At 64.5% G+C, this 25,046-nt stretch carries 25 protein-coding genes; 20 read left to right on the top strand and 5 right to left on the bottom strand.

Features of this window, described 5'->3' with window-relative positions; all coding sequences use genetic code 11:
- Positions 1-11: 11 nt before the first annotated feature.
- Complete coding sequence (locus tag J8I87_RS16015) at positions 12-899, top strand: BadF/BadG/BcrA/BcrD ATPase family protein (RefSeq protein ID WP_209932436.1); 888 nt, start codon at positions 12-14, stop codon at positions 897-899.
- An 82-nt stretch (positions 900-981) separates the two neighbouring features.
- Positions 982-1,803, top strand: coding sequence for a Cof-type HAD-IIB family hydrolase (locus tag J8I87_RS16020; protein ID WP_209932438.1), 822 nt, complete (start codon positions 982-984; stop codon positions 1,801-1,803).
- A 126-nt stretch (positions 1,804-1,929) separates the two neighbouring features.
- Here J8I87_RS16020 and J8I87_RS16025 read toward each other — a convergent pair whose 3' ends face one another.
- The gene (locus J8I87_RS16025) at positions 1,930-2,247 is read right to left on the bottom strand and encodes a hypothetical protein (protein ID WP_209932439.1); all 318 of its coding nucleotides are present in this window, start codon (positions 2,245-2,247) and stop codon (positions 1,930-1,932) included.
- Positions 2,248-2,585: 338 nt separating this feature from the next.
- On the bottom strand, positions 2,586-3,338 hold the full coding sequence (gene aqpZ, locus J8I87_RS16030) for an aquaporin Z (RefSeq protein ID WP_209932440.1): 753 nt from the start codon (positions 3,336-3,338) through the stop codon (positions 2,586-2,588).
- A gap of 289 nt (positions 3,339-3,627) precedes the next feature.
- On the opposite strand from aqpZ, the gene J8I87_RS16035 reads away from it, so the two are divergent.
- On the top strand, positions 3,628-3,930 hold the full coding sequence (locus tag J8I87_RS16035; RefSeq protein ID WP_209932441.1) for an H-NS family nucleoid-associated regulatory protein: 303 nt from the start codon (positions 3,628-3,630) through the stop codon (positions 3,928-3,930).
- Positions 3,931-4,240: 310 nt separating this feature from the next.
- Here J8I87_RS16035 and J8I87_RS16040 read toward each other — a convergent pair whose 3' ends face one another.
- Both J8I87_RS16040 and J8I87_RS16045 read right to left on the bottom strand, forming a co-directional pair.
- Positions 4,241-5,305 carry a glycosyltransferase family 4 protein gene (locus J8I87_RS16040; RefSeq protein WP_209932442.1) on the bottom strand — a complete coding sequence of 355 codons (1,065 nt, stop codon included), beginning with the start codon at positions 5,303-5,305 and terminating at the stop codon, positions 4,241-4,243.
- A 169-nt stretch (positions 5,306-5,474) separates the two neighbouring features.
- Positions 5,475-5,888 (bottom strand): hypothetical protein, encoded by a 414-nt coding sequence (locus tag J8I87_RS16045; RefSeq protein WP_209932443.1) that lies wholly within the window; start codon positions 5,886-5,888, stop codon positions 5,475-5,477.
- An 84-nt stretch (positions 5,889-5,972) separates the two neighbouring features.
- Here J8I87_RS16045 and flhD point away from each other — a divergent pair, with 84 nt between their 5' ends.
- The 13 genes from flhD to cheZ all read left to right on the top strand — a co-directional run bounded on the left by flhD (position 5,973) and on the right by cheZ (position 18,793).
- Positions 5,973-6,293 (top strand): flagellar transcriptional regulator FlhD, encoded by a 321-nt coding sequence (flhD, locus tag J8I87_RS16050; protein WP_209932445.1) that lies wholly within the window; start codon positions 5,973-5,975, stop codon positions 6,291-6,293.
- Between the two features lie 125 nt (positions 6,294-6,418).
- Positions 6,419-7,030, top strand: coding sequence for a flagellar transcriptional regulator FlhC (flhC, locus tag J8I87_RS16055; RefSeq protein ID WP_209932446.1), 612 nt, complete (start codon positions 6,419-6,421; stop codon positions 7,028-7,030).
- 148 nt (positions 7,031-7,178) lie between these two features.
- The gene (motA, locus tag J8I87_RS16060) at positions 7,179-8,039 is read left to right on the top strand and encodes a flagellar motor stator protein MotA (RefSeq protein ID WP_209932447.1); all 861 of its coding nucleotides are present in this window, start codon (positions 7,179-7,181) and stop codon (positions 8,037-8,039) included.
- Positions 8,040-8,065: 26 nt separating this feature from the next.
- Positions 8,066-9,220 (top strand): flagellar motor protein MotB, encoded by a 1,155-nt coding sequence (motB, locus tag J8I87_RS16065; RefSeq protein ID WP_209932448.1) that lies wholly within the window; start codon positions 8,066-8,068, stop codon positions 9,218-9,220.
- 69 nt (positions 9,221-9,289) lie between these two features.
- Entirely contained in the window at positions 9,290-9,652 is a 363-nt protein-coding gene (locus tag J8I87_RS16070) for a response regulator (protein ID WP_209932449.1), read from the top strand.
- A 73-nt stretch (positions 9,653-9,725) separates the two neighbouring features.
- Positions 9,726-12,041: a chemotaxis protein CheA gene (gene cheA / locus J8I87_RS16075; protein WP_209932451.1), complete on the top strand. Its 2,316-nt coding sequence runs from the start codon at positions 9,726-9,728 to the stop codon at positions 12,039-12,041.
- A gap of 42 nt (positions 12,042-12,083) precedes the next feature.
- The gene (locus J8I87_RS16080) at positions 12,084-12,611 is read left to right on the top strand and encodes a chemotaxis protein CheW (RefSeq protein WP_209932452.1); all 528 of its coding nucleotides are present in this window, start codon (positions 12,084-12,086) and stop codon (positions 12,609-12,611) included.
- Positions 12,612-12,662: 51 nt separating this feature from the next.
- Entirely contained in the window at positions 12,663-14,483 is a 1,821-nt protein-coding gene (locus J8I87_RS16085) for a methyl-accepting chemotaxis protein (protein ID WP_209932453.1), read from the top strand.
- A 287-nt stretch (positions 14,484-14,770) separates the two neighbouring features.
- Positions 14,771-15,724 (top strand): CheR family methyltransferase, encoded by a 954-nt coding sequence (locus J8I87_RS16090; RefSeq protein WP_209932454.1) that lies wholly within the window; start codon positions 14,771-14,773, stop codon positions 15,722-15,724.
- A complete protein-coding gene (gene cheD / locus J8I87_RS16095) occupies positions 15,721-16,494 on the top strand; it encodes a chemoreceptor glutamine deamidase CheD (RefSeq protein ID WP_209932455.1) in 774 nt (257 codons plus the stop codon). Before J8I87_RS16090 ends, cheD begins: the two co-directional genes overlap by 4 nt.
- Before the next feature lie 5 nt (positions 16,495-16,499).
- Positions 16,500-17,603, top strand: a complete 1,104-nt coding sequence (locus J8I87_RS16100; RefSeq protein ID WP_209932457.1) for a chemotaxis response regulator protein-glutamate methylesterase — start codon at positions 16,500-16,502, stop codon at positions 17,601-17,603.
- A gap of 73 nt (positions 17,604-17,676) precedes the next feature.
- The gene (cheY, locus tag J8I87_RS16105; protein WP_209932458.1) at positions 17,677-18,072 is read left to right on the top strand and encodes a chemotaxis response regulator CheY; all 396 of its coding nucleotides are present in this window, start codon (positions 17,677-17,679) and stop codon (positions 18,070-18,072) included.
- 1 nt (position 18,073) lies between these two features.
- On the top strand, positions 18,074-18,793 hold the full coding sequence (gene cheZ, locus J8I87_RS16110; RefSeq protein WP_209932459.1) for a protein phosphatase CheZ: 720 nt from the start codon (positions 18,074-18,076) through the stop codon (positions 18,791-18,793).
- A 282-nt stretch (positions 18,794-19,075) separates the two neighbouring features.
- Here cheZ and J8I87_RS46000 read toward each other — a convergent pair whose 3' ends face one another.
- Positions 19,076-19,336 carry a hypothetical protein gene (locus J8I87_RS46000; RefSeq protein ID WP_313064627.1) on the bottom strand — a complete coding sequence of 87 codons (261 nt, stop codon included), beginning with the start codon at positions 19,334-19,336 and terminating at the stop codon, positions 19,076-19,078.
- On the opposite strand from J8I87_RS46000, the gene J8I87_RS16115 reads away from it, so the two are divergent.
- The 4 genes from J8I87_RS16115 (at position 19,254) to flhA (ending at position 24,871) form a co-directional block, all read left to right on the top strand.
- The gene (locus tag J8I87_RS16115) at positions 19,254-19,760 is read left to right on the top strand and encodes a DUF2844 domain-containing protein (protein ID WP_313064618.1); all 507 of its coding nucleotides are present in this window, start codon (positions 19,254-19,256) and stop codon (positions 19,758-19,760) included. The genes J8I87_RS46000 and J8I87_RS16115 overlap by 83 nt on opposite strands.
- 16 nt (positions 19,761-19,776) lie before the next feature.
- Positions 19,777-21,072, top strand: a complete 1,296-nt coding sequence (locus J8I87_RS16120) for a DUF3443 domain-containing protein (protein WP_209932461.1) — start codon at positions 19,777-19,779, stop codon at positions 21,070-21,072.
- A gap of 494 nt (positions 21,073-21,566) precedes the next feature.
- Positions 21,567-22,772 (top strand): flagellar biosynthesis protein FlhB, encoded by a 1,206-nt coding sequence (gene flhB, locus J8I87_RS16125; RefSeq protein WP_209932478.1) that lies wholly within the window; start codon positions 21,567-21,569, stop codon positions 22,770-22,772.
- Entirely contained in the window at positions 22,769-24,871 is a 2,103-nt protein-coding gene (gene flhA, locus J8I87_RS16130; protein WP_209932463.1) for a flagellar biosynthesis protein FlhA, read from the top strand. Before flhB ends, flhA begins: the two co-directional genes overlap by 4 nt.
- Positions 24,872-25,046 lie beyond the last annotated feature (175 nt).

Consider the following 25,046-nt stretch of genomic DNA (forward strand, 5'->3'; position numbering starts at 1 on the left):
TGAGCGTATCGATGAATCAAGACCTCTATCTGATCGGCGTCGACGGCGGCGGCACTGGCACGCGCGTCGTGCTGGCCAACGCCACGGGGCAAGAACTTGCGCAAGGCACGGCGGGGCCGTCAGGGCTCGGCCTCGGCGTGGAGCGCGCCTGGCAGGCGATCCTCGGCGCCAGCGCGCAAGCGTGCGAGCGAGCCGGCGTGACTGCCGACTGGTCGCGCTGCGTGCTCGGTTGCGGGCTGGCGGGTGTCAATAACCGGGAGTGGCTGGCCGCGTTTCGCGCAAAGGCACCACCCTTGGCCGGTCTCGCGATCGAAAGCGACGCATACTCGACATTGCTCGGCGCACACGGCGGCGAGCCGGGCGTAATCGTGGCGCTCGGGACGGGCAGCGTCGCGGCCGTGCTCGATCGCAATGGCGTGAGCCGGATGGTCAGCGGCTACGGCTACCCGTCCGCCGATGAAGCGAGCGGCGCCTGGCTCGGCCTGCGCGCGATCGTGCACGCACAGCAGGCGCTCGACGGCCGCGTCCCGGCGGACGAATTTTCACAGGCGCTAATCGAGCATGTCGGGGCAGCGGATCGCGACGGGTTGGTCGTCTGGTTGTGCGACGCGAATCAAACGGCTTACGCGAGCCTCGCGCCCGTGGTCGTCGCGCATCGCGAGCATCCGTTTGCGGCGCGTCTGCTGGACGAAGCAGGTCGCGAGATCAGCAAGATGATCGCCGCGCTCGACCCTTCGGGTACGTTGCCGGTCGCACTGTGCGGCGGCCTCGGCGGGCCTTTGAGCGAATACGTGCCGGCGCCGTACCGCGACCGTCTTCGCCCGCCTGTTTCCGATTCCGCGCACGGTGCGCTGCGACTGGCGCAACGCGAGGTCGGGCGAATCAGCCGCGACGCCTGACGCCAAGCACGCCCGGTACGGCAAGACGCGCGACGGGAGGCGATAAAATAGCGGTTTTCCGACTTCGTCAGCTCGCGAACCTATGTACAAAGTCATCGCCAGCGATCTGGATGGAACGCTGCTGAACAGCAATCACCAGGTCGATCCATTCACGGTCGCCACCATGCGCGCGCTCGAGGCTCAGGGCGTGCATCTCGTGATCGCGACGGGGCGCCACTACTGCGACGTTGCCGGTATTCGCGACGTCCTCGGCATTCGGCCGTACCTGATCACGTCGAATGGCGCTCGCGTCCATTCCCCCGACGACGAAATGATTTTCGCCGACGACCTGTCTGCAGGCGTCGTGCAGCAGCTGGTCAAGCCGGAAATCGCCGGTGAGCATGGGCGCGTGATCGTCAATCTGTTCGCCGACAAGGAATGGCTGATCGATCGCGACGCGCCTGAATTACTGCGCTATCACCAGGACTCGGGCTTCACCTATAACGTGATCGATCTGCAGCAGCATGATGGAGCCGATATCGCGAAGGCGCTGTATATCGGCGATCCGAAAGATCTCGCGGTGGTGGCGGCCAACCTCGAGCAGACGTTCGGCGATGCACTGTATGTCACATACTCGTTGCCCGACTGCCTCGAGGTGATGACGGCGAATGTATCGAAAGGACGGGCGCTGCAGTTCGTGCTCGACCGCCTCAAAGTCCCGGCCGCGAGGTGCGTCGCGTTCGGCGACAACATGAACGACATCGACATGCTGGAAACGGCGGGCCATCCGTTCATGATGAACAACGCGAACCCGGATCTGATCGCACGGCTTCCGGGCGTCCCGCGTATCGGCAATAACTTCGAAGCGGGGGTCGCGCACCATTTGCGCAAGCTGTTCGAGATCGACGACGAAATGACGGCATAAATCCCCAACGCTTCAAAACGCATGGCGCGCTTTCTTTATGGGAGACGCGCCATACGATGCGACATCCGCCTTTTCCAGCTTCGCTACGAGATTCCAGGCCTGTCCCCGCAGCAATACGCCGGTATCTCAGTTGCGGTGGTAACCCCATCCCCGCCCGTTGTCGTTCCAGCGATTGCGGTTGTCGCCATACCCGCGGTTGTCGTGATCCCAGCCGCGACCGCGGTCCCAGTTATGTCGATAGCCGTCATCGCGACGGCCTCCCCAGTAGCGGTGACCGTAGTACACCGGTCGCGGCGCGGCATAGACGGGCGCGGGCGCGATATACGCCGGAGCAGGCGCGCCGAGCGACAGGCCGATGCTCAGATCTGTGTGCGCCTGTGCGACACCGCATGCGCCAGCGGCGAGACCTGCTGCAACGAGCATGTGAATGACGATGCCTTTCATGTTGTTTCTCCCTTGAATGCGGCGTGCTTGCCGTACGGGATCAATCTACGCGTCGTCGGTGGATGCGGCTGCGACAGCATGTTACGAAGTGAAAGCGGGCATGCCCGCTGCGCATGCGCTTATCGGCCCCAGCACCATGCCGTCGGAATCGGCGAGGCGCTGCGCAAGGCGCTATCAGCCGTCTTTCATTCGGGTAAAGCGCCGACTGGGTTGCGATGAAATTCAACCGTAAACCAGCCTTACATTTGAACCATCTATTAATGCTGCAACTGCGCCAACCGGACGAAAAAAGGGGCGCCGAAGCGCCCCGTTTTGCAATAAGACTGAATAGAGAATGATCAGGAAACCGTGACTCGGGCGCGCGGCGACTCTGTCGTCGTCTGAGCATCGCCGGCAATCAGCGGGTACACGATTCCAGCAATCACCGCACCGAGAATGGGGGCAACCCAAAACAGCCACAACTGATCGACGGCCGCGCCACCGACGAAAACTGCGGGGCCAGTCGAGCGTGCTGGATTAACCGACGTACTGGTCACGGGAATCGAAACCAGATGGATCAGTGTGAGGCACAGGCCGATTGCGATCGGCGCGAAGCCGGCCGGCGCGCGCTTGTCGGTCGCGCCAAGAATGATGAACAGGAAGAACGCCGTCATCACCGTCTCGCAGACGAACGCGGCCGGCAATGCGTAGTGGCCCGGCGAGCGGTCGCCGTAACCGTTGCTCGCAAAACCGCTGGCTACGAGGTGGAAATCCGGGTTGCCCGAAGCGATGACCGAAAGCACATATGCGCCGAGGACCGCGCCAAGAACCTGCGCGACGATATACGGCACGAGGTCGCGCACCGGAAGGCGGCCCGCGACCGTCAACCCGACGCTCACCGCCGGATTCAGATGGCAGCCGGAAATATGCCCGATCGCATAGGCCATTGTTAGAACAGTCAGGCCGAAGGCGAGCGATACGCCGACAAAGCCGATGCCGAGTCCGTGAACGGGCCCCGCGAAGTTTGCCGCAAGGACAGCGCTGCCGCAGCCTCCAAGTACGAGCCAGAAGGTGCCGAACAGCTCCGCTGCAAGACGCCTGGAGAGGTTCATTGTGTGTAATCCTAATAAGTACAAGGGAATCAAGGACGAGAGCGCATGCGCTACCCGGGACTTGCGAGCGCAAATTTTAAGCACCCGAGCACAAATGGAGTGTCAAGAATTGTCATTCACGGAGGCCGAATTATTTGCGATAAAACAACCTCCGTTTGAACGATTCAAGTAGGTTTTAATAAATACTCAGACAAAATCTTTGAAGCGAGGTATTAACCGCCATTGCGAATTTCGTTAGCACGGGCTAATCTCCGTGCTAACCACTTCTACAAGAAAGAGGGGAGCCCAAATGTCACAATACGCAGATCTGAAGGCGCAGATCGCTCGCTTGCAGGCGGAAGCGGAGGAAGCACGCCGTCATGAAGTCGGCAATGTGATTGCCGAAATCCGCCAGAAGATCGCCGAATACGGACTTAGCGCGCATGACCTCGGTTTTGCCGAGGCGGCCCGCCGCGGACGCCCGCCAAAGAAGGCGCCGCTGCCCGCCAAGTATCAGGACCCGAAGTCGGGCAGCACATGGAGCGGCCGGGGAAAGCCGCCCAAGTGGATTGCCGGCAAGAACCGCGAGCGTTTTCTGATTGGCCAGACGTAATTGGGAGAAAGGCGAAAGCCGATTGAAGGTCAGCAAGCTGAATGCGCCACTTTGCGGATTCTTTTAAAGCGCGGTAAGGCATCTGAGGAACGGATAACCTCATTCACCAAAAGCGGAGTACTGCGCATTGAAGAACGCACTGCCATTGCGGTCGGGTTTCGATCGCGGAAATAGAAAAGCCGCCTGGGGAGGCGGCTTTTTTTCGGCTACGATTCGAAACGAAGGTTATGCACCTACGCGCAAACGTTTCAAATGAACAATTTACGCGTAATACGTCAGATCAACAGAATCGAACAACATGGCGGCGCGATCAGCCCACGGCCACCTGACGCAGCATCGGACGGCGCGTGGCTTCGAGGAGCGCCGAGTAGCTGTCTACATAGTTCTGCGCCATGATCTTCGAGCTGAAGCGGCGTTCGAACTGCGAGCGGATTTCCGTCCGGGACAGTTCATCGATGCGTTCGACCGCCGCCACCGCGCCCTGAACGTCCTCGCAGATGAAACCGGTGACGCCGTGGTCGATCACTTCTGGCACCGAACCGCGGTTGAACGCGACCACGGGCGTGCCGCACGCCATCGATTCGATCATCACCAGGCCGAACGGCTCCGACCAGTCGATCGGGAACAGCAGCGCCTTCGCGCCCGACAGAAACTCCGGCTTTTGCGCCTCGTTGATTTCGCCGATGAATTCGACGTGCGCCTGCGACAGCAGCGGCTCGATTTCCGTCTTGAAGTACTCCTGGTCGACCTTGTCCACCTTGGCGGCGATCTTCAGCGGCAAACCGCTTTGTGCGGCGATCTTGATGGCTGTATCGGCGCGCTTTTCCGGGCAGATCCGGCCAAGAAACGCGAGGTATTCGGGTTGCTTGTGGCCTTGCGGCGTGAGCAGCTGGTCGGGCAGACCGTGATAGATCGTGTTGAGCCAGTTTGCCTGTTGCAGCGGCAGGCGCTGGGAATCCGAAATCGAGACCACGGGCGCGTCGACGAACGTATCGAACACCGGCTGCAATTCGGGCAGGTCGAGGCGCCCGTGCAGCGTCGTCACGAAGGGTGTGTCGAGCGTCGTGAACAGCGGGAACGGCAAATAGTCGAGGTGAAAGTGCAGCACGTCGAACTCGTGCGCGACCTTGCGGACCTTTTCGAGCAGCAGCATGTGCGGAGCGAGCGCGTCGCGGATCGTCGGATCGAGACGCAGCGCGCGCGGCCACGCGGCTTCGAGTTTGGCGGATGTCATGGAATCGCCGCTCGCAAAGAGCGTCACATCATGGCCCAGGTCGACCAGCGCCTCGGTCAGATATGACACGACGCGTTCTGTGCCGCCATAGAGTTTCGGTGGGACAGCTTCGTACAACGGTGCGATTTGTGCGATTCGCATGCGTGATCTCCTTATGCTGACGGCTTCGCGCGGCGGTGCCTTTCGTATGGCAAAAAGCGCAAGCCTGACGGACGGTTGGGCGCGGTGTGCCGCCGCCCGCGGCAGGAACCCGATCGGGTTATCCCTAGGTGCCATTATCGTGATCAGGCGCGCCAATTCGAGCTATTTTTCAAACACTTAAAGTTGTTACAGCGCGAAACAGGATGCGTAAAAACGAGTGGAAGCTGCCGGAAAGCCCGCCGGCCGCGGCATGAGGCAATGTCTGCCGCGCCTGGCGCCAGATAACGGAGCATCTTGCATGCCCGATTCGTCCGATCAATTTGTGCATCGCCGTACGAATCCGTGCGAATTTAGCTTGGTAGTCGCCGGAATATGGGCGCATAATCCGCTTCCCAAACCTTTCACGCATGTTCTCGCGTGTAAGCGCCGGCATACGCAACGCGCGCTGTCTGCTTTTCAAATCCCTCGCTAAAAAATTTGTAGGAAAAACTCCTACAGAAATTCTGGATTCTTCCGTCAACCAGTTGGGGTGGATGTCCGATTCTCGTCGGCTGGCCCTTTCGGGAAAATGCACGCTGACCATAAGCGTGCCGTTCGTGGTTTTTTAACGCGATCGAGCAAACGTTTCACACAGGCCTGACCAGCCAGTTTCAAACCGGGGGATTCAATGAGCACTCAAAGTGACATGCTCAATGAAATAAGGGAATTGAACTTGTCCTATCTGCTTCTCGCACAACGTCTGTTGCGCGAAGACAAGCCGATGGGCATGTTCCGCATGGGCATCTCGGAGCAGCTCGCCGACGTGCTCGCCAATCTGTCGCTCGCACAGACCGTCAAACTGGCCGCATCGAACCAGATGCTGTGCCGCTTCCGCTTCGACGATCATCAGATCCTCTCGTCGCTGGCCGACAAGGGCAAATCGAGCGCCGTCGCCCAGGCGCATTCCGCAATCCTGCTGGCGGGGCAGCCCGTCGAGCAGATCGGCTGACGCCGGCCCGCCGGCGCACATGCGCCGCGACGGACGCAACCATACGCGCGCCGGCGACGGCGCTTTTACCGTTCCCGTCCGGCCGCGCCGCATGGGAACGGCAACGGACATGGGAAGCGAGGCGGATGGCACAAAAAAGCGTGGTGCTCGAAGTCAGGGAAATCACCCTGGCGATCGAGCTAGTCGAACTCGGCGCGCGCCTGCAGTTGCTCGAAGCGGAAACGTCGCTGTCGCGCGACCGGCTCATCAAGCTGTACAAGGAAGTGAAGGGCGTGTCGCCGCCCAAGGGCATGCTGCCGTTTTCGACCGACTGGTTCATGACGTGGCAGCCGAACATCCACGCGTCGCTGTTCTACAACGTCTACCGGTTCATGTCGGGACTGGGCGGCTGCGCGACGATCCAGTCGATCGTCAAGGCGTACCGGCTCTATCTCGAGCACGTACGGATGCACCACGACGAGCCGGCGCTCAGCCTCACGCGCGCATGGACGCTGGTGCGCTTCTTCGACTCCGGCATGCTGCAGATGACGCCCTGCACCCGCTGCCGAGGGCATTTCGTCGCACATGCGCACGATCCGCAGCACGGCTTCGTATGCGGCCTCTGTGCGCCGCCGTCGCGCGCCGGCAAGACCCGCAAGGCCGCCGACGCCCGCTGCGACGAACCGCGGGCGGCCATCGTCACGCGGCGCGGCGACACGCTGGAAGCCTCGCGGGACGATGTCGCCAGCTCCGTCTGAGCGGCTGCCGCGCAGGCCCGGCGTCGCTCGCACGGCTCCTCTGGTTTACACCGCCCCGGGTCGGGCACTCAATCGGCCAAAGTTTTCCGACTGCTTGCCGTAAACCTGAATAACGACGGTCTCCGTCGCTTTTCGTGAGGGCTCGGCAGTGCTGATTTTCGTGGGAACACTCGTTACGCTGTTGTCCGTCTTCGGCGGCTATGCGCTGGAGGGCGGCCACCTGGGTGCGCTTCTGCAGCCCGTCGAAGTGCTGATGATCGCGGGCGCGGGTCTCGGTGCGTTCATCCTCGGCAACGGGATGAAGACGATCAAGGCTACGTTGCGCGTGATTCCGACGCTGTTCAAAGGCGCCAAGTACAACAAGGACGTCTACATGGAGCTGATGGCGCTCCTCTACGTCCTGCTGGCGAAGGCGCGCAAGGAGGGCACGCTCACACTCGAAGCGGATATCGACGATCCGCAGAAGAGCCCGATCTTCACGCAGTACCCGAAGATTCTCGCTGACCATCACATCGTCGAATTCCTGACGGACTATCTGCGCCTGATGGTCGGCGGCAACATGAATGCGTTCGAGATCGAAAGCCTGATGGACGAAGAGATCGAAACGCACCACGCCGAAGGCGAAGCGCCCGCCCACGCGCTGATGAAGGTCGGCGACGCGATGCCCGCGTTCGGTATCGTCGCGGCCGTGATGGGCGTCGTGCACACGATGGCCTCCGCCGACAAGCCGCCCGCCGTGCTCGGCGAAATGATCGCGCAGGCGCTGGTCGGCACGTTCCTCGGCATTCTGCTTTCGTATGGCCTGATCGGGCCGCTCGCGAGCGTCGCCGAGCAGCGCGTCACCGAGTCGACCAAGATGTTCCAGTGCATCAAGGTCACGATCCTCGCGAGCCTGAACGGCTACGCGCCCGCCATCGCCGTCGAATTCGGACGCAAGGTGCTCTTCTCGACTGAACGTCCGTCGTTCGCCGAGCTGGAAGAACACGTGCGCCGCGTGAAGGCGAAGTAAGGCACGCACGGGACAGGGAACGGGCAATGAGCAAGGACAAAGACCGCGCAATCGTTGTCAAGCGCGCTGCGCCGAAGAAGGGCGGCCATCACGGCGGCGCATGGAAGCTCGCGTACGCGGACTTCATGACGGCGATGATGGCGTTCTTTCTGCTGATGTGGCTGCTCAGCTCGGCATCGACGGTGCAGTTGAAAGGCATCGCCGACTACTTCAATCAGCCGCTGAAGATCACGCTTTGGGGCGGCGACCGCAGTGCCGTCGACTCCAGCGCGATTCCGGGCAGCGGCCGCGACATCTCGACCGACAAGGACGGCATCACGCGCCAGACGGACGGCTCGACGAACCGTGCCGAACACACCGCGATGCGCGCCGACGACCAGGCGCTGCAACAGTTGCAGGGCGCCGTCGAGCGCCGCGAGCAGGTCCGCCTGCACGACCTGCAGGTCAAGCTGATGGCCGCGATCGAGGCGAACCCGCTGCTGCGCCAGTTCAAGCAGCAGATCCGCATCGACTCGACGCTGCAGGGCTTGCGCATCGAGATCGTCGATACGCAGAAGCGGCCGATGTTCGCGACCGCGCAGGCGATCGTGCAGCCGTACATGCGCGACATCCTGCAGGCGATCGGCACCACGCTGAACGACGTGCCGAACCGCATCGTCGTGCAGGGCCACACGGACGCCGTGCCGTACGCGGGCGGCGAGAAGGGCTACAGCAACTGGGAATTGTCGGCGGACCGCGCGAATGCGTCGCGTCGCGAGCTGATCGCGGGCGGCATGGACGAGGCGAAGGTGTTGCGCGTGCTCGGCCTCGCATCGACGCAGAACCTGAACAAGGCCGATCCGCTCGACCCGGAGAACCGGCGCATCAGCATCATCGTGTTGAACCGGCGCTCGGAAGAAGCGCTGATGCAGGACGACACGACCTCGACCACGTTGTCGAACGACGCGGCGGGCGCAGGTGCAGGCGCTGCCAGCAAGCCGTCGTTGCTGCAAAAGATTTCCCAGCCCGCTTTGCCGTCTGTTCCGCCATCCGTCACGCAGCCTGCTGCCGCGCCGAAATCGCCGGCGCTCAAACAGCATGGCGCGATGAACGAAGGCGCGGGCGAATCGAGCGCAGTCGCGCAGAGCGCGGCTGACAGTGCTGATAAAAGCGGCGCGGCGCCTGCAACGGCGACGCAATGACAGTTAGCGGATGACGGACGCGCGGCAGAGAGCGCATCCGGGATCCATCGTGAGCGCAGTGAGGATTGAATGATCAGGCACATTCTGGCGATCGACGATTCGGCGGCGATGCGGCAAATCCTTGCCGCGACGCTGACGGGTGCCGGCTATCAGGTGACGCTCGCGGCCGACGGCGACGAAGGGCTCGAAAACGCGCTGGCGATGCCGTTCGATCTCGTGCTGACCGATCAGCACATGCCGGGCAGAACCGGCCTCGATCTGATCACCGCGCTGCGCGGCAACCCCGCCTACCGCACCACGCCGATCCTCGTCCTGACAACGGAATCCGGCGAGCCGTTCAAGGCTGCGGCGCGCGACGCGGGCGCCACGGGATGGATCGAAAAACCGCTCGACCCCGACATGCTGACCGAACTGGTCGCGGCGCTCGGCTGAGCGCGGCGGCCAGCAGGCGGCAACCGACACATGGAAGCGGCATAGCAGCCAGGACTCTCGCGGTGACACACGCATGACACTCGACATTACTCAGTTCTACCAGACGTTCTTCGACGAAGCGGACGAGCTGCTCGCGCAAATGGAGCAATTGCTCCTGAATCTCGACGTCGGCCAGCCCGATCCCGAGGATCTCGCCGCCATTTTCCGCGCGGCGCACTCGATCAAGGGCGGCGCGGCGACCTTCGGCTTCACCGCGTTGACCGAGACGACGCACATTCTCGAATCGCTGCTGGACCGCGCGCGCAACAACGAGCTCGTGCTGCGCAAGGACATGATCGACACGTTCCTCGAAACGAAGGACGTGCTCTCGGGCCAGCTCGCCGACTACCGCGCGAGCGCCGAGCCCGATGCGGCGACCGCGGCCGCGATCTGCGCAAAGCTCGAACGGCTGCACGCGGAAAGCCGCGGCGAAGCGCCGGCGCCCGCGCTTGCTGCACCGGCGGCAGCGCCCGCAGCGTCAGGCCAGGCGCCCGAGCATGTGATCGAACAGGCAGTAGAAGCCGCAGGCGAATGGGCAGGCAACGAACCGGCAGAGACCGGCGCTGCTTCATCCGAAGTGGCCGCAGGACCCCATCTGAAAATTACGCTACGGGGCGTTGGGGAAAAGGACCAGGAACTGCTGACCGAAGAGTTGGGCAACCTGGGCCGTATCGTTGGACAGGTGAAGGCAGGCGGCGATATTACGCTGTGGCTCGAATCCGATGTGTCGTCCGACGATATCGTCGCCGTGTGCTGTTTCGTGATCGACGAAAGTCAGATCGTGATCGGCCGCGGCGCAGCGCCGGCCAACGGCGCGGAGCAGGGCGCGCCTGGAGCGTCCGAATCCGCGCCGTCCGCGCCGGCGAACGTGGGGGGCATGGCGAGCGGCGGCGCGGGGGCGCCGGCCGCTGTCGTGCAGCCTGCAGCCGCTGTCGCGACGGCGCCTGCCGCCGCGCAGCCCGCGGCGGCTCAGCCCGCCGCGGCGCCCGCCGTTCAGCCGGCGAGCGCCGCAATCGTTACACCGCAAGCCGCGCCGGCTGCCGCCGACGCAGCGCCCGCCGCGCAGTCAGCCGCGAAGGCCCCTGCCGCGCCCGCATCCGCATCCGCGTCCGCCGAAGGCGATCGCAAGGCGCGTCCGGCGGCGGCCGCGAACGCGGGGGAAGGCAGCTCGATCCGGGTGGGCGTAGAGAAGGTCGACCAGCTGATCAACCTGGTCGGCGAACTGGTGATCACGCAGGCGATGCTGGCCGAGACCACCAGCACGTTCGATCCCGCGCTGCACGACCGCCTGTTCAACGGCATGGCGCAACTGGAGCGCAACGCGCGCGACCTCCAGGAGGCCGTGATGTCGATCCGCATGATGCCGATGGATTACGTCTTCAGCCGCTTCCCGCGTCTCGTGCGCGATCTGGCGGCGAAGCTCGGCAAGCAGGTCGAACTCGTCACCTTCGGTCAGGCGACGGAACTCGACAAGAGCCTGATCGAACGCATCATCGATCCTCTGACTCACCTCGTGCGCAACAGCCTCGACCACGGCATCGAAACGGTCGAGGCGCGCAAGGCGGCAGGCAAGGATTCGACGGGCCAACTGGTGCTGTCGGCTGCGCATCACGGCGGCAACATCGTGATCGAAGTCAGCGACGACGGCGCGGGTCTGCGCCGCGACAAGATTCTCGCGAAGGCGGCCAAGCAGGGCATGACCGTCAGCGACACGATGACCGACGAAGAAGTCTGGAACCTGATCTTCCTGCCGGGCTTCTCGACGGCCGAGCAGGTGACGGACGTGTCGGGCCGCGGCGTCGGCATGGATGTGGTGAAGCGCAACATCCAGTCGATGGGCGGTCACGTCGAAATCACGTCGCACGCGGGCAAGGGCAGCACGACGCGCATCGTGTTGCCGCTCACGCTGGCGATTCTCGACGGCATGTCGGTCAAGGTGGGCAGCGAGATCTTCATCCTGCCGCTGAACTTCGTGATGGAGTCGCTGCAGCCGCGCGCCGACGACATCTACACGGTGACCAACGGCGAGCGCGTCGTGCGTGTGCGCGGCGAATATCTGCCGCTCGTCGCGCTGCATGAAGTGTTCTCGGTCGAAGACGCGCGCACCGATCCGACGCAGGGCATCGTCACCATCATGCAGACGGAAGGACGGCGCTTCGCGATGTTGATCGACGAGCTGGTCGGCCAGCAGCAGGTGGTGGTGAAGAACCTCGAAACGAACTACCGCAAGGTACACGGCATTTCGGCCGCGACCATTCTCGGCGACGGCAGCGTCGCGCTGATCGTGGACGTGGCGGCACTGAATCGCGAGACGCGGGCGTCGCATGGTGCGTCGCTCGCGCTCGCCTGAAACTGAAACTCAACTCATATCCCAACCGTTTTGGGGGCTAACGTGGCAGAAGTCCAATCCATCAATTCGAACGGCCTGGCCGGTTCGGGCGGCCGCCGCGACGCGCAAGCCGACGCGAGCGGTCAGGAGTTCCTGATCTTCACGCTCGGCGCCGAAGAGTACGGCATCGACATCCTGAAGGTTCAGGAAATCCGCGGCTACGACAGCGTGACGCGCATCGCGAACGCGCCGGAGTTCATCAAGGGCGTGATCAACCTGCGCGGCATCATCGTGCCGATCGTCGACATGCGCATCAAGTTCCACCTGGGGCGGGTCGAGTACGACCATCAGACGGTGGTGATCATCCTGAACGTCGCGGGCCGCGTGGTCGGCATGGTCGTGGACGGCGTGTCGGACGTGCTGACGCTCGCCACCGATCAGATCATGCCCGCGCCGGAGTTCGGCGCGACGCTGACGGCGGAATATCTGACGGGCCTCGGCACCGTCGACGGCCGCATGCTGATCCTGATGGACATCGAGAAGCTGATGACCAGCCGGGAAATGGCGCTGACGGAAACGCTCGGCAAGTGACGCGGGTCGCGGGAACGACGTAGAACCGACAGTAATCAGGGAGTAGAACAAATGCTGAGCAGATGGTCGATTCGCACGACGCTGACTCTCGTGGGGATCATTCTGGTTTCGCTGACGGTGATCGTCGGGGCGCTTGGGCTCGCCGCACTGAGCCGCTCGGGCGACGCGCTGGACAGCATGGCGCACGGCGACATGGTGGCGATCCGCACGCTGAACGATTCGGCTTCGTATCTGCTGCGCTCGCGCGTGTCGCTCGACCGCGTCAACGCGTTGATCGCGGCGGGCGAGATCGAGCAGTCGAAGCAGGTGCTCGACCGCGCGGCCGAACTGCTTGGCAAATCGAATGAAAACTGGCAGGCGTTCCTGAACACCCGGAAGAACGGCATCGACCCGTCGCTGATCGACGCTGTCGTTGCGAAGCGCGCGTCGCTCCTCAACGACGGCGTGAACCCCGAGTTCACCGCGCTGCGGGCAAGCGACCTGTCCGGCTATCACGCGATCGCCGACACGAAGATCAGCCCGATGTTCGTCGTGTACGACAACGCGTCGTCGCCCGTCATCAAGGCGTTGCAGGCGCACGCCGAGCAGCAGCAGGCGGACACCGTCGCGCAGATGACGACGATGCGCGCGCTGATCATCGGCGTCGTGGTGCTCGCGCTGGTGCTGGTCGTGGCGATCCGCTTCGCGATGCGCGGCATGATCGTGCAGCCGCTGAACAACGCGATTTCGTGCTTCGAGCGCATTGCGAAGGGCGACCTGTCGCAGCACGTGGACACCTCGGGCACGAACGAAATCGGGCGCCTCTTCCAGGCCGTCAAGCATATGCAGGATAGCCTGTCGGCGATGCTCAAGTCGGTGCACGCGAGCGTCGAATCGATCGACACGGGCGCGCGCGAAATCTCGATGGGCAACACGGACCTGTCGCAGCGCACGGAACAGCAGGCGGCCTCGCTGCAGGAAACGGCGTCGAGCATGGAGCAGCTGACGGGCACCGTGCGCCAGAACGCCGAGAACGCGCGCCAGGCGAGCCAGCTTGCCGTGAACGCGTCGGATATCGCGACGCGCGGCGGCCAGGTGGTGAGTCAGGTGGTCAGCACGATGCAGGACATCGCGACCAGTTCGAACAAGGTCGTCGACATCATCAGCGTGATCGAAGGCATCGCGTTCCAGACCAACATTCTCGCGCTCAACGCGGCCGTCGAAGCGGCGCGCGCCGGCGAGCAGGGCCGCGGCTTCGCCGTCGTCGCGGGCGAAGTGCGCAGCCTCGCGCAACGCAGCGCGAGCGCGGCGAAGGAAATCAAGGAACTGATCGGTGACTCCGCCGATAAGGTTCAGAACGGCTCGGCGCTCGTCGGCCAGGCAGGCACGACGATGGACGAGATCGTGCAGGCCGTGCGCCGCGTGACGGACATCATGGGCGAGATCAGCGCGGCATCGGAAGAGCAGTCGGGCGGCATCGAGCAGGTCAATCGCGCCGTCGTGCAAATGGACGAGGTGACGCAGCAGAACGCGGCGCTCGTCGAACAGGCGGCGGCAGCGGCGGCCTCGCTCGAAGAGCAGACGCGTTCGCTGCAGACGGTGATCGGGCAGTGGCGCGTGAATGGCGGTCAAGGCGGGGCTTATGGCGGTGCGCGGCAGACGCAGCGCCCGGCGTCGGCGAAAGCGGCGAAGACTCGCGTGAAGGCCGCCGTCGCGCACGCGGCGCAACCGGCGCAACCGGCGCATGCGCAGCCTGCCGCCGCGAGGACGGAAGCGGCTGCGCCCGCGCGTGTCGAACCCGTGGTCAGGAAGGCGCACGCGGCGGCCGAGCCCGTCGCGCGTCAGACGGCGAGCGTCGCCTCCGCGTCGGACGCCGACTGGGAAACGTTCTGACCAACGGCGCACGGATATGCGGACTCGCGGCACCTCGTCCCATGGCGGACGTTTCAGCGCGATGCGTCGTGAAGGCGCACGCGCGGCGGCAAGCGCGTCCGTCCGGACAGCAACGGGCAGGCATGCGCACGCGGCGCAGTCAGAGATGGCGCGAGTAACGCAGACAGCAGTGCAGGCAACACGACAGGCAGCGGCGCTGACGCCAGCGCCGACGCGATCGCGGGGAAAGGCGGCATTAGCAGGATCGGCGGGCGGTGCGGCGCTCCTAATGGCAGACGGAAGACATCATGATGGCAACGCGCGCGCAATCGCGCCCTGAGCGGGCAGAGCCGGCGAGATCTGCCGAACAGGCTCGCGACTTCGAGTTCACATCGGCGGATTTCGCTCGCATTCGCGAGCTGATTCACCGCAGCGCGGGCATTTCGCTGTCCGATCACAAGCGCGACATGGCATACAGCCGACTTGCGCGGCGGCTGCGCGCGCGCGGGCTCGACTCGTTCCGCCAGTATCTCGACATGCTCGAAGCGGATAACGATCCCGCCGAGTGGGAAGCGTTCACCAACGCGCTCACCACGAACCTCACCGCGTTCTTCCGCGAGGCACATCACTTTCCGATCCTCGCCGACTTCGTCACGCGCCGCTCCGGGCCGGTGTCCGTGTGGTGCTCGGCGGCATCGACGGGCGAGGAGCCGTATTCGATCGCGATGACGCTGATCGAAGCGCTCGGCGATCACGCCGCGCGCCAGGCGACGGTGCTCGCGACGGACATCGATACGCAGGTGCTCGCCAAGGGCGAAGCGGGCATGTATCAGTTCGATCAGGTCAAGCATCTGTCGCAGGAGCGGCTCAAGCGCTTTTTCCTGAAGGGCACGGGCGCGCATGCCGGCATGGTGAAGGTGCGCCCCGAAGTGCGCGCGATGATCCGCTTCGAGCAACTGAACCTGACCGATCGCGACTACGGACTGAACACGCAGTTCGACGCGATCTTCTGCCGCAACGTGATGATCTACTTCGACAAGCCGACGCAGGCCCAGGTGCTGACGCGCTTCGAGCCGCTCGTGAAGCCGGGCGGGCTGCTGTTCGCCGGGCACTCGGAGAACTTCACGTATGTCACGCAGGCGTTCCGTCTGCGCGGCCAGACCGTGTACGAACTGACGCGCGACGCGGGCGCCGCGACGGGCGCCGGCCGTGCGGCTCACCGTGCTTCGAACCACGGCGCGGCGAGTGGGGTGCCCGCATGAGCAGCGCCCTGCCGATCGCAACGAATCTCTATTACGACAACCACTTCCAGCGCCCCGGCGTGAAGCTGCTGCCGAACGAGTTCTATACGACGAGCGACGACATGGTGCTCGTCACGGTGCTCGGCTCGTGCGTGGCCGCGTGCATTCAGGATCGCACGGCGGGCATCGGCGGCATGAATCACTTCATGCTGCCCGACGACGGCGCCGACCTCGCGCAAGCCGCGTCCGATTCGATGCGCTACGGTGCGTACGCAATGGAAGTGCTGATCAACGAACTGATCAAGGCAGGCGGACGGCGCGAGCGTTTCGAGGCGAAGGTATTCGGCGGAGCGGCCGTGCTCGCTGGAATGACGACGATGAACATCGGCGATCGCAACTCCGCGTTCGTGCGCCGCTATCTCGCGCTGGAGAAGATCCGCATCGTCGCCGAAGACCTCGAAGGCAAGCATCCGCGCAAGGTCGCGTTCATGCCGCGCACGGGCCAGGTGATGGTCAAGAAGCTGCGCCTGCAACAGGAAGCGGGCGTCGCGGAACGCGAACAGGCGCTCGCGCGGCAATCGGCCGAAGAGCGCGCCGACCGGCTCGCGAAGGCGCGTGCGCGCGTCGAGCTGTTCTCGGCGCCCGCCGCAGCGAAGCCGCGCATCGAGCTGTTTGGCGCGAATGCGGCGGCTGGCTCGAACGCGCCCGCCTCGAAGCCGCGAATCGAATTATTCGGCGCGCCCGCGCGCCTTATCCAACCAAACAACGCCAGGACCGTCGAGGAGGCGTGAACGCTGTGCAAAAAATCAAAGTATTGTGCGTCGACGATTCGGCGCTGATTCGTAGCCTGATGACGGAGATCATCAACAGTCAGCCGGACATGACGGTCGTCGCCACCGCGCCCGATCCGCTCGTCGCGCGTGAGCTCATCAAGCAGCACAACCCGGACGTGCTGACGCTCGATGTCGAAATGCCGCGCATGGACGGCCTCGACTTTCTCGAGAAGCTGATGCGCCTGCGGCCGATGCCCGTCGTGATGGTGTCGTCGCTGACGGAGCGCGGCTCGGAAATCACGCTGCGCGCGCTGGAACTGGGCGCCGTCGATTTCGTGACGAAGCCGAAAGTCGGCATCCGCGACGGCATGCTCGACTACGCGGAAAAGCTCGCGGACAAAGTGCGCGCCGCTGCCCGCGCGCGCGTGCGCCAGGCCGCGCCCGCGCAGCATGCGGCGGCGGCCGGTCATGCTGGCGGCGCGCCCGCCGCGCAGGCCGCGCCGGCGCCGCTGTTCAACAACCCGCTCGTGTCGACGGAAAAGCTGATCATCGTCGGCGCATCGACGGGCGGCACGGAAGCGATCCGCGAAGTGCTCGTGCCGCTGCCGCCCGACGCGCCCGCCGTGCTGATCGCGCAGCACATGCCGCCGGGTTTCACAAAATCTTTCGCGCAACGCCTTAATGGTTTGTGCCGGATTACCGTTAAAGAGGCAGAGCACGGCGAACGCGTGCTGCCGGGTCATGCGTATATCGCGCCCGGTCACGCTCACCTGTTGCTCGCCCGTAGCGGAGCCAACTATATCGCGCATCTGTCAGACGACCCGCCGGTCAACCGGCATCGTCCGTCTGTCGATGTGCTGTTCCGCTCGGCGGCGCAGCATGCGGGGAAGAACGCCGTTGGCGTGATCCTGACGGGCATGGGCCGCGACGGCGCAGCGGGACTGCTGGACATGCGCAAGGCGGGCGCGTACACGCTCGCGCAGGACGAGGCGAGCTGCATCGTGTTCGGCATGCCGCGCGAGGCGATCGCAATCGGCGCTGCCGACGAGATCGCGCCGCTGTCGGAAATGAGCCGGCGCGTGATGGGGCGTCTCGCTGCAATGGGTGAGCGCGTTCAGCGCGTATGATGCGGGCCTCGGCCGCAAATTGAGATAAGCCGATAACCACCGCGCCATCTGGATTGGGGAAAAGGAACAGGAAATGGATAAGGGAATGAAGATTCTGGTTGTGGACGACTTTCCGACGATGCGCCGGATCGTCCGCAACCTGCTCAAGGAGCTGGGCTACTCGAACGTCGACGAAGCGGAAGACGGCGCAGCGGGCCTCGCGCGTCTGCGCAGCGGCGCCTACGAGTTCGTGATTTCGGACTGGAACATGCCGAACCTCGACGGCCTCGCGATGCTGAAGGAAATCCGCGCCGATGCGTCGCTCGCGCATCTGCCCGTGCTGATGGTCACGGCGGAATCGAAGAAGGAAAACATCATCGCGGCCGCTCAGGCAGGCGCGAGCGGCTACGTGGTGAAACCGTTCACGGCGGCGACGCTCGACGAGAAGCTCAACAAGATTCTCGAGAAGATGGCAAAAACCGGGAGCTGATGTGAACCCACCCATCAACGAGCAAGGCGCCAGGGAAGACGGCACCGACCTCGCGACCGACCGCATCCTGGCGCGCATCGGGCAGCTCACGCGCACACTGCGCGATTCGATGCGCGAGCTGGGGATCGACAAGCATGTCGAGCGCGCGGCGGAAGCGGTGCCGGACGCTCGCGACCGTCTGAAGTACATCGCGACGATGACCGAGCAGGCCGCCGAGCGCGTTCTGACTTCGATCGAGATCGCAAAGCCGTTGCAGGAACAGTTGCAGCACGACGCGGCCGAGCTCGATGCACGCTGGGAGCAGTGGTATGCGGCGCCCATCGAGCGCGAGGAAGTGCGCGCGCTGATGGATGACACGCGCAAGTTCCTGCGCGGCGTGCCCGAGGTCACGACGGCGACCAACGCACAGATGCTCGAGATCATGATGGCGCAGGACTTCCAGGATCTGACCGGGCAGGTCATCAAGAAGATCACGGATGTGGTGTATCTGATCGAGCAGCAGCTTCTCGGCGTGCTGATCGACAACATTGCGGCTGAGCGGCGCGAGCAGTTTGCGGCGACGGCGGCGCAACTCGTTGCGCAAGCGCAGCACGATCCCGTTTCGCCGACGGGGAGCCCGCAAAGCCTGCTCAACGGTCCGCAGATCAACCCGGAAGGCAAGACCGACGTGGTGCAGGATCAGGGGCAGGTGGACGATCTGCTCGCGAGCCTCGGTTTCTGAAGCCGGGCCCCGGCGCGGGCGACCCGTCGCGCCGTTCGACACGTACAAACGGGGCGCGCTGCGCAGAAACGCGAGCTGCTCCGTGACATCACGGCAGCGCACCTCATCGACACCTTCCGCATCGATGCCTGCTGCGTCGGTGCGCATCCGTTGGCGCGCCCGGAAATCGTGCGCCGTCATCAACCACTGGCATACTACGGCCAGGGGAGGATGGTGAATGACGCCGTTCGCCGCCGTTTTGCGCGCGGCCCCGGCGTGCTCGCGCGCCGCTCGTGGACGCTTTTAGCTGCTTTCAGCCGTTTTCAGCCGCGCCGTTTCTTCCAGTATCAACAACTCGGGACCGCAAATTGCGGCGCGGTCCGACGTCGATTCGGGAGGTGTCGTTACCATGTCGATTCGCTTCAGCCGTGCTGCTGCCGTTTCCACAGTTGTTTCCACATTTTGTTGTGCGCTGCCCGCCATGCTCGCGTCGCAGCCCGCCAGCGCCGCGCTAGGCGGCAGTCCGATGACGCCGCCGCCCGGGTCGAGCGCCACGACCGTCACGGTGCCTGCGCCATCGAGCGGTGTTGCCGTGATGCGCAGCGCGTCGTCGGCCAGTTCGGGCGCGACGGTTTCGTCAGCTTCTTCTTCGTCGTCGGGCGCCGCGGCGTCCTATACCGTCCGCGAGACGACGCTCGGCAACGGCACGGTGGTGCGCGAGTACATTTCGACGACGGGCAATGTGTTCGGCCTCGCATGGAGCGGGCCGCAGATGCCCAATCTGTCCAGTCTGCTCGGCAGCTATTTTCCGCAGTATGTGGCGGGCGTGACGAACGCGCGCGCATTGCGCGGCGGCGGCCACGGTCCCGGTGTCGTGCAGGACAGCGGACTTGTCGTGCGTTCGGGCGGCCACATGGGTGCGTTCTCGGGCCAGGCCTGGCTGCCGCAGGCATTACCCGCGGGCATGAGCGGCAACGATATCCACTGACGACGGGAGACCAGCCATGCGATTTGCCGTGAAGCTAGAAGAGTGCACCCGTGTCATGAAGGCCGTGCTGGCCCTATCCGTCATCGCGATGACAGCGCTCGTCGCAGGTTGTGGCGGAGGCGGAGATTCGTCGTCGTCTTCCAACAATAACAATAACAATAACAATAACAACAATAGCGCCCCCAGCCAGCAACCTATCGCCGCGAACGCGCCGAACACGGTGGCCGTGACCGTCGATCGTGGTGTGGCGAACATCATCAACATCCCGACCATCAGCGTGACCGTCTGCGCGCCGAACTCCACCACGAACTGCACGACCATCGACCATGTGCTGCTCGATACCGGCTCGTTCGGCCTGCGCGTCGTCAATTCCGCGCTCGGCTCATTGGCGAACTCACTGCCCATCCAGCAAGCGACGGCGGGCGGCCAGCTCGTCGAATGCACGCACTTCGCGGACGGCTTCAGCTGGGGCACGACGCGCACGGCAACCGTGAAGATCAGCGGCGAAGTGGCGAACAACATCCCGATCCAGGTGATCGGCGATCTGCCCGATTCGACCATTCCGGGTGGATGCGTGAACGGCGCGGCGGAGAACACCGCGCAGTCGCTGGGCGCGAACGGCATCATCGGAATTGGCGTGGCGCCCGTCGACTGCGGCGCGGCGTGCTCGGTCCAGGGCAACGTCGCGCAGTTCAGCAACTATTACGCGTGTCCGAACGGTGCGAACTGCACGCGCACGCTCGCCGAGACGTCGAAGCAGGTGGCCAACCCGGTGCCGAAATTCGCCGTCGACAACAATGGCGTGATCGTGCAGATGGCGCCCATTTCGTCGAGCGGCGCGGTGTCGGCGACGGGCACGGTCGTGTTCGGCATCGGCACGCAGTCGAACAACGGCAATGCGGCGGCCACGACCTATACGACCGACGCGTCGGGCGACCTCGTCAACAGCCAGTTCAACGGCACGAAGACGAGCGCGTTCATGGATTCGGGCTCGAACGCCTACTTCTTCCAGGACGACTCGCTGGTGCTGTGCGGCGGCAGCCTGTCGGCGTTCTACTGCCCCAGCTCGCCGCAGCAACGCACGGTGAGCCTCGTCGGCGCGAACGGCGCAACAGGTGCGGCGACGATCAGCATCGTCAGCGCGCAGACGCTGCTGAGCAACCAGAGCAACTTCGTGTTCAACAATCTCGGCGGGCAGATCGGTTCGCTGACGGCGTTCGATCTCGGGCTGCCGTTCTTCTTCGGCCGCTACGTGTACTTCGGGATGGACAAGCGTGCGTCGGGCGGCCAGGCGCCATTCGTGGCGTTCTGACGGCATGACGGGCCGCGCGGCGCCGCGGCCCGCTTCGTATGGCCCGAATGACAGGCGACGCAAGCACGCGGCGCTTCTTGCCCGGCGCCCGGCTGGCGGCCGCCGCGCGTCGCCGAAGCTGGCTGTCCCGGCTGGCGGCCGCCGCGCGTCGCCGAAGCTGTCCGTCCCGGCTGACGGCCGCCGCGCGTCGCCGAACCTCGCCGTCCCGGCTGGCGGCCGCCGCGCGTCGCCGAAGCTGTCCGTCCCGGCTGGCGGCCACCGCGCGTCGCCGAAGCTCGCCGTCCCGGCTGGCCGCCGCCGCGCGTCGCCCAGGCCGTCCCCGCGCCGCAGCTCGCCTCCACGCCGTTGCCGGTGCGCCGGAAGCCTGCTGCTGTGTACGATCGGTTGAAATACCCCGGTTTCCCCGCCCTTATCCGCCAATCGGCGCTCGACGTCTGCAGGAATAATCGCTGTCACTGAAAAAGGGCATGGTGCCCTTCCCGCTGGAGAGCGCGTTGGCAGAGGATAGCGACCTCGAAAAGACCGAATCAGCCACCCCCCGGCGCCTGGAGAAGGCGCGGGAGGAAGGGCAGGTCGCGCGCTCGCGGGAGCTGGCGACGTTCGCGCTCGTGGCGGCCGGGTTTCTCGGCGCGTGGGGCCTGTCCGGAATGATCGGCGAGCACGTGCAGACGATGCTGCGCACGGCCTTGACGTTTAATCACGGGACCGTCTTCGATACGAAGCGCACGCTGTCCGACGCGGGCGCCGTCGCCCGCGAAGGCGCGTACGCGCTGCTGCCGTTGCTCGTGCTGATGGGCCTCGCGGCGCTGCTCGCGCCGATGGCGCTCGGCGGCTGGCTGCTGTCGACCAGATCGCTGTCGCCGAATTTCGCGCGCCTGAACCCCGTGGCGGGTCTCGGCCGCATCTTTTCGATCAACGGCGTCATCCAGCTTGGGATGTCGCTCGCAAAGATCTTCGTAGTCGGGCTGATCGGCGGGCTTGCAATCTGGTCCCGGCGCGAGGACATCCTCGCGCTCACGACGCAACCGCTGCATGTCGCGCTGTCGCACGCGGGCCATCTGGTCGCCGTGTGCTGCGCGATGACAGTCGCGGGCATGTTCGTGATCGCGGCGCTCGACGTGCCGTACCAGTTGTGGAACTTCCACAAGAAGCTGCGCATGACGAAGGAAGAAGTGAAGCGCGAGCATCGCGAGAGCGAAGGCGATCCGCACGTGAAGGCGCGCATCCGTTCGCAGCAGCGCGCGATGGCGCGGCGCCGGATGATGGCGAACGTACCGAAGGCGGACGTGGTGGTGACGAACCCGACGCACTTCGCGGTCGCGCTGCAATACACGGACGGCGAGATGGGCGCGCCGAAGGTGGTCGCGAAGGGCGTGAACCTCGTGGCCGCGCGCATCCGCGAGCTGGCGACGGAGCACAACATTCCACTGCTCGAAGCGCCGCCGCTCGCGCGTGCGCTGTATCACAACGTCGAATTGAATCGCGAGATTCCGGGCGCGCTGTATGGCGCCGTCGCGGAAGTGCTCGCGTGGGTCTATCAACTGCGCCGCTTCAAGGAAGACGGTGGCGTCGCGCCTGTCGCGCCGACGGAACTGGACGTTCCGCCGGAGCTGGACAAGGGCGGCGTTCCGGACGACGAAGCCGACCAGGAAGCCTCCGACGCGCTCGGCGGCGACAATCAAAACGGAGCATCAGCATGAACGCCCGCGCGGGTTTCCTTTCACGACGGCCGGACGCGCTGAACGGCACGAACCTGCGGGCGCTGGCGGGCCCGCTTCTGATCGTCATGATCCTCGGCATGATGATTCTGCCGTTGCCGCCGTTCCTGCTCGATCTGCTGTTCACGTTCAACATCGCGCTGTCGGTGATGGTGCTGCTCGTCAGCATGTACACGATGAAGCCGCTCGACTTCGCGGCCTTTCCGAGCGTGCTGCTGTTCTCGACGCTGCTGCGGCTGTCGCTGAACGTCGCTTCGACGCGTATCGTGCTGCTCGAAGGCCATACCGGTCCGGGCGCGGCGGGCGCCGTGATCGAGGCGTTCGGCCACTTCCTCGTCGGCGGCAACTTCGCGGTCGGTATCGTCGTGTTCATCATCCTGATGGTGATCAACTTCATGGTCATCACGAAGGGCGCGGGGCGTATCGCGGAAGTGTCCGCGCGCTTCACGCTGGACGCGATGCCCGGCAAGCAGATGTCGATCGACGCCGACCTGAACGCCGGCATGATCAACGAAGACCAGGCGCGCAAGCGCCGCATGGAAGTCGCGCAGGAAGCCGAGTTCTACGGCTCGATGGACGGCGCGAGCAAGTTCGTGCGCGGCGATGCGATTGCCGGTCTGCTGATCATGGTCATCAACATTCTGGGCGGGCTGATCGTCGGCATCGTGCAGCACGGGATGGATTTCGCGGATGCCGGCAAGACTTACACGCTGCTGACCATCGGTGACGGCCTCGTCGCACAGATTCCGTCGCTGGTGATTTCGACGGCGGCGGGCGTGATCGTGTCGCGCGTCGCGACCAACGAGGACATCGGCACGCAGCTGACGGGCCAGTTGTTCACGAACCCGCGCGTGCTGATGATCACGGGCTCGATCCTCGTGCTGATGGGCCTGATTCCGGGCATGCCTCACTTCGCGTTTCTGCTGCTGGGGGGCGGCGCGATCCAGCTCGGCCGCATGATGAAAAAGCGCGCTGCGCAGAGCAAGACCCGCACGGCGCTCGCCGAGGTCGCGCCGCAGGCGCTCGCACCGGCGGAAGGCGCGGAAGCCAGCTGGGACGACGTGACGATGATCGATCCGCTCGGCCTCGAAGTGGGCTACCGCCTGATTCCCCTCGTCGACAAGAACTCGGAGGGCGAACTGCTCAAGCGCATCAAGAACATCCGGAAGAAGTTCGCGCAGGAAATCGGCTTTCTGCCGCCCGTCATTCATATTCGCGACAATCTGGAGCTGCGCCCGAACGGCTACCGGATCGCGCTCAAGGGCGTCGAGGTGGGCGTCGGCGAGGCGTATCCGGGTCAATGGCTCGCGATCAATCCCGGCCAGGTCACGGCCGCGCTGCCGGGTACGCCGACGCAAGACCCGGCGTTCGGCCTGCCGGCGATCTGGATCGACACGAATCTGCGCGAACAGGCGCAGGTGTACGGCTACACGGTGGTCGATTCGAGCACGGTCGTCGCGACCCACCTGAATCACCTCGTCGTCACGCATGCGGCGGAACTGCTTGGCCGCCAGGAAGTTCAGGCGTTGATCGAGCGGATGCAGAAGGATGCCGCGCCGCTCGTCGACGACGTCGTGCCGAAGATGATCTCTGTCGCCACGCTGCAGAAGGTGTTGCAGAACCTGCTGGAAGAAGGCGTGCCGATCCGCGACATGGGCACGATTCTCGAGTCGCTGTCCGAGCACGGCTCGAAGATCACCGATCCGCACGATCTCACGGCCGCCGTGCGCCTCTCGCTTGGCCGCGCGATCACGCAGCAGTGGTTCCCCGGCAATGGCGACGTCCAGGTGATGGGTCTCGACGCGAATCTGGAGCGCGTCTTGACGCACGCGCTCGCCACGGGCACGAATCCCGGCCTCGAACCTGGTCTCGCGAATACGTTGCTGATGGAGACTCAAAAGGCGATGACGCGGCAGCAGAATCTGGGGCTTACTCCCGTGATGCTTGTCCAGCATTCGTTGCGGGCGATGCTTGCGCGGTTTTTGCGGCGCAGCTTGCCGCAGTTGAAGGTGTTGTCGTATGCGGAAGTGCCTGATACGCGGCATGTGCGGGTTGTGAATGTGATTGGAGCGCAAGGGTGATTTTTTTGTCTGCGATGCTGGGCGGTTTTTTTTGCTTTCACTGGCAGTGTGCTTTGCCACTATCGCTGGCATCCGCGATAGCGCCTCGCGGCGCAGGTGTTGCCCCTGTGCGGGGCGGCACCTACTTTCTTTGCCGCGGCAAAGAAAGTAGGCAAAGAAAGCCGCTCACACCGCC

The sequence above is a fragment of the Paraburkholderia sp. LEh10 genome (assembly GCF_017814945.1).
Classification (GTDB): domain Bacteria; phylum Pseudomonadota; class Gammaproteobacteria; order Burkholderiales; family Burkholderiaceae; genus Paraburkholderia.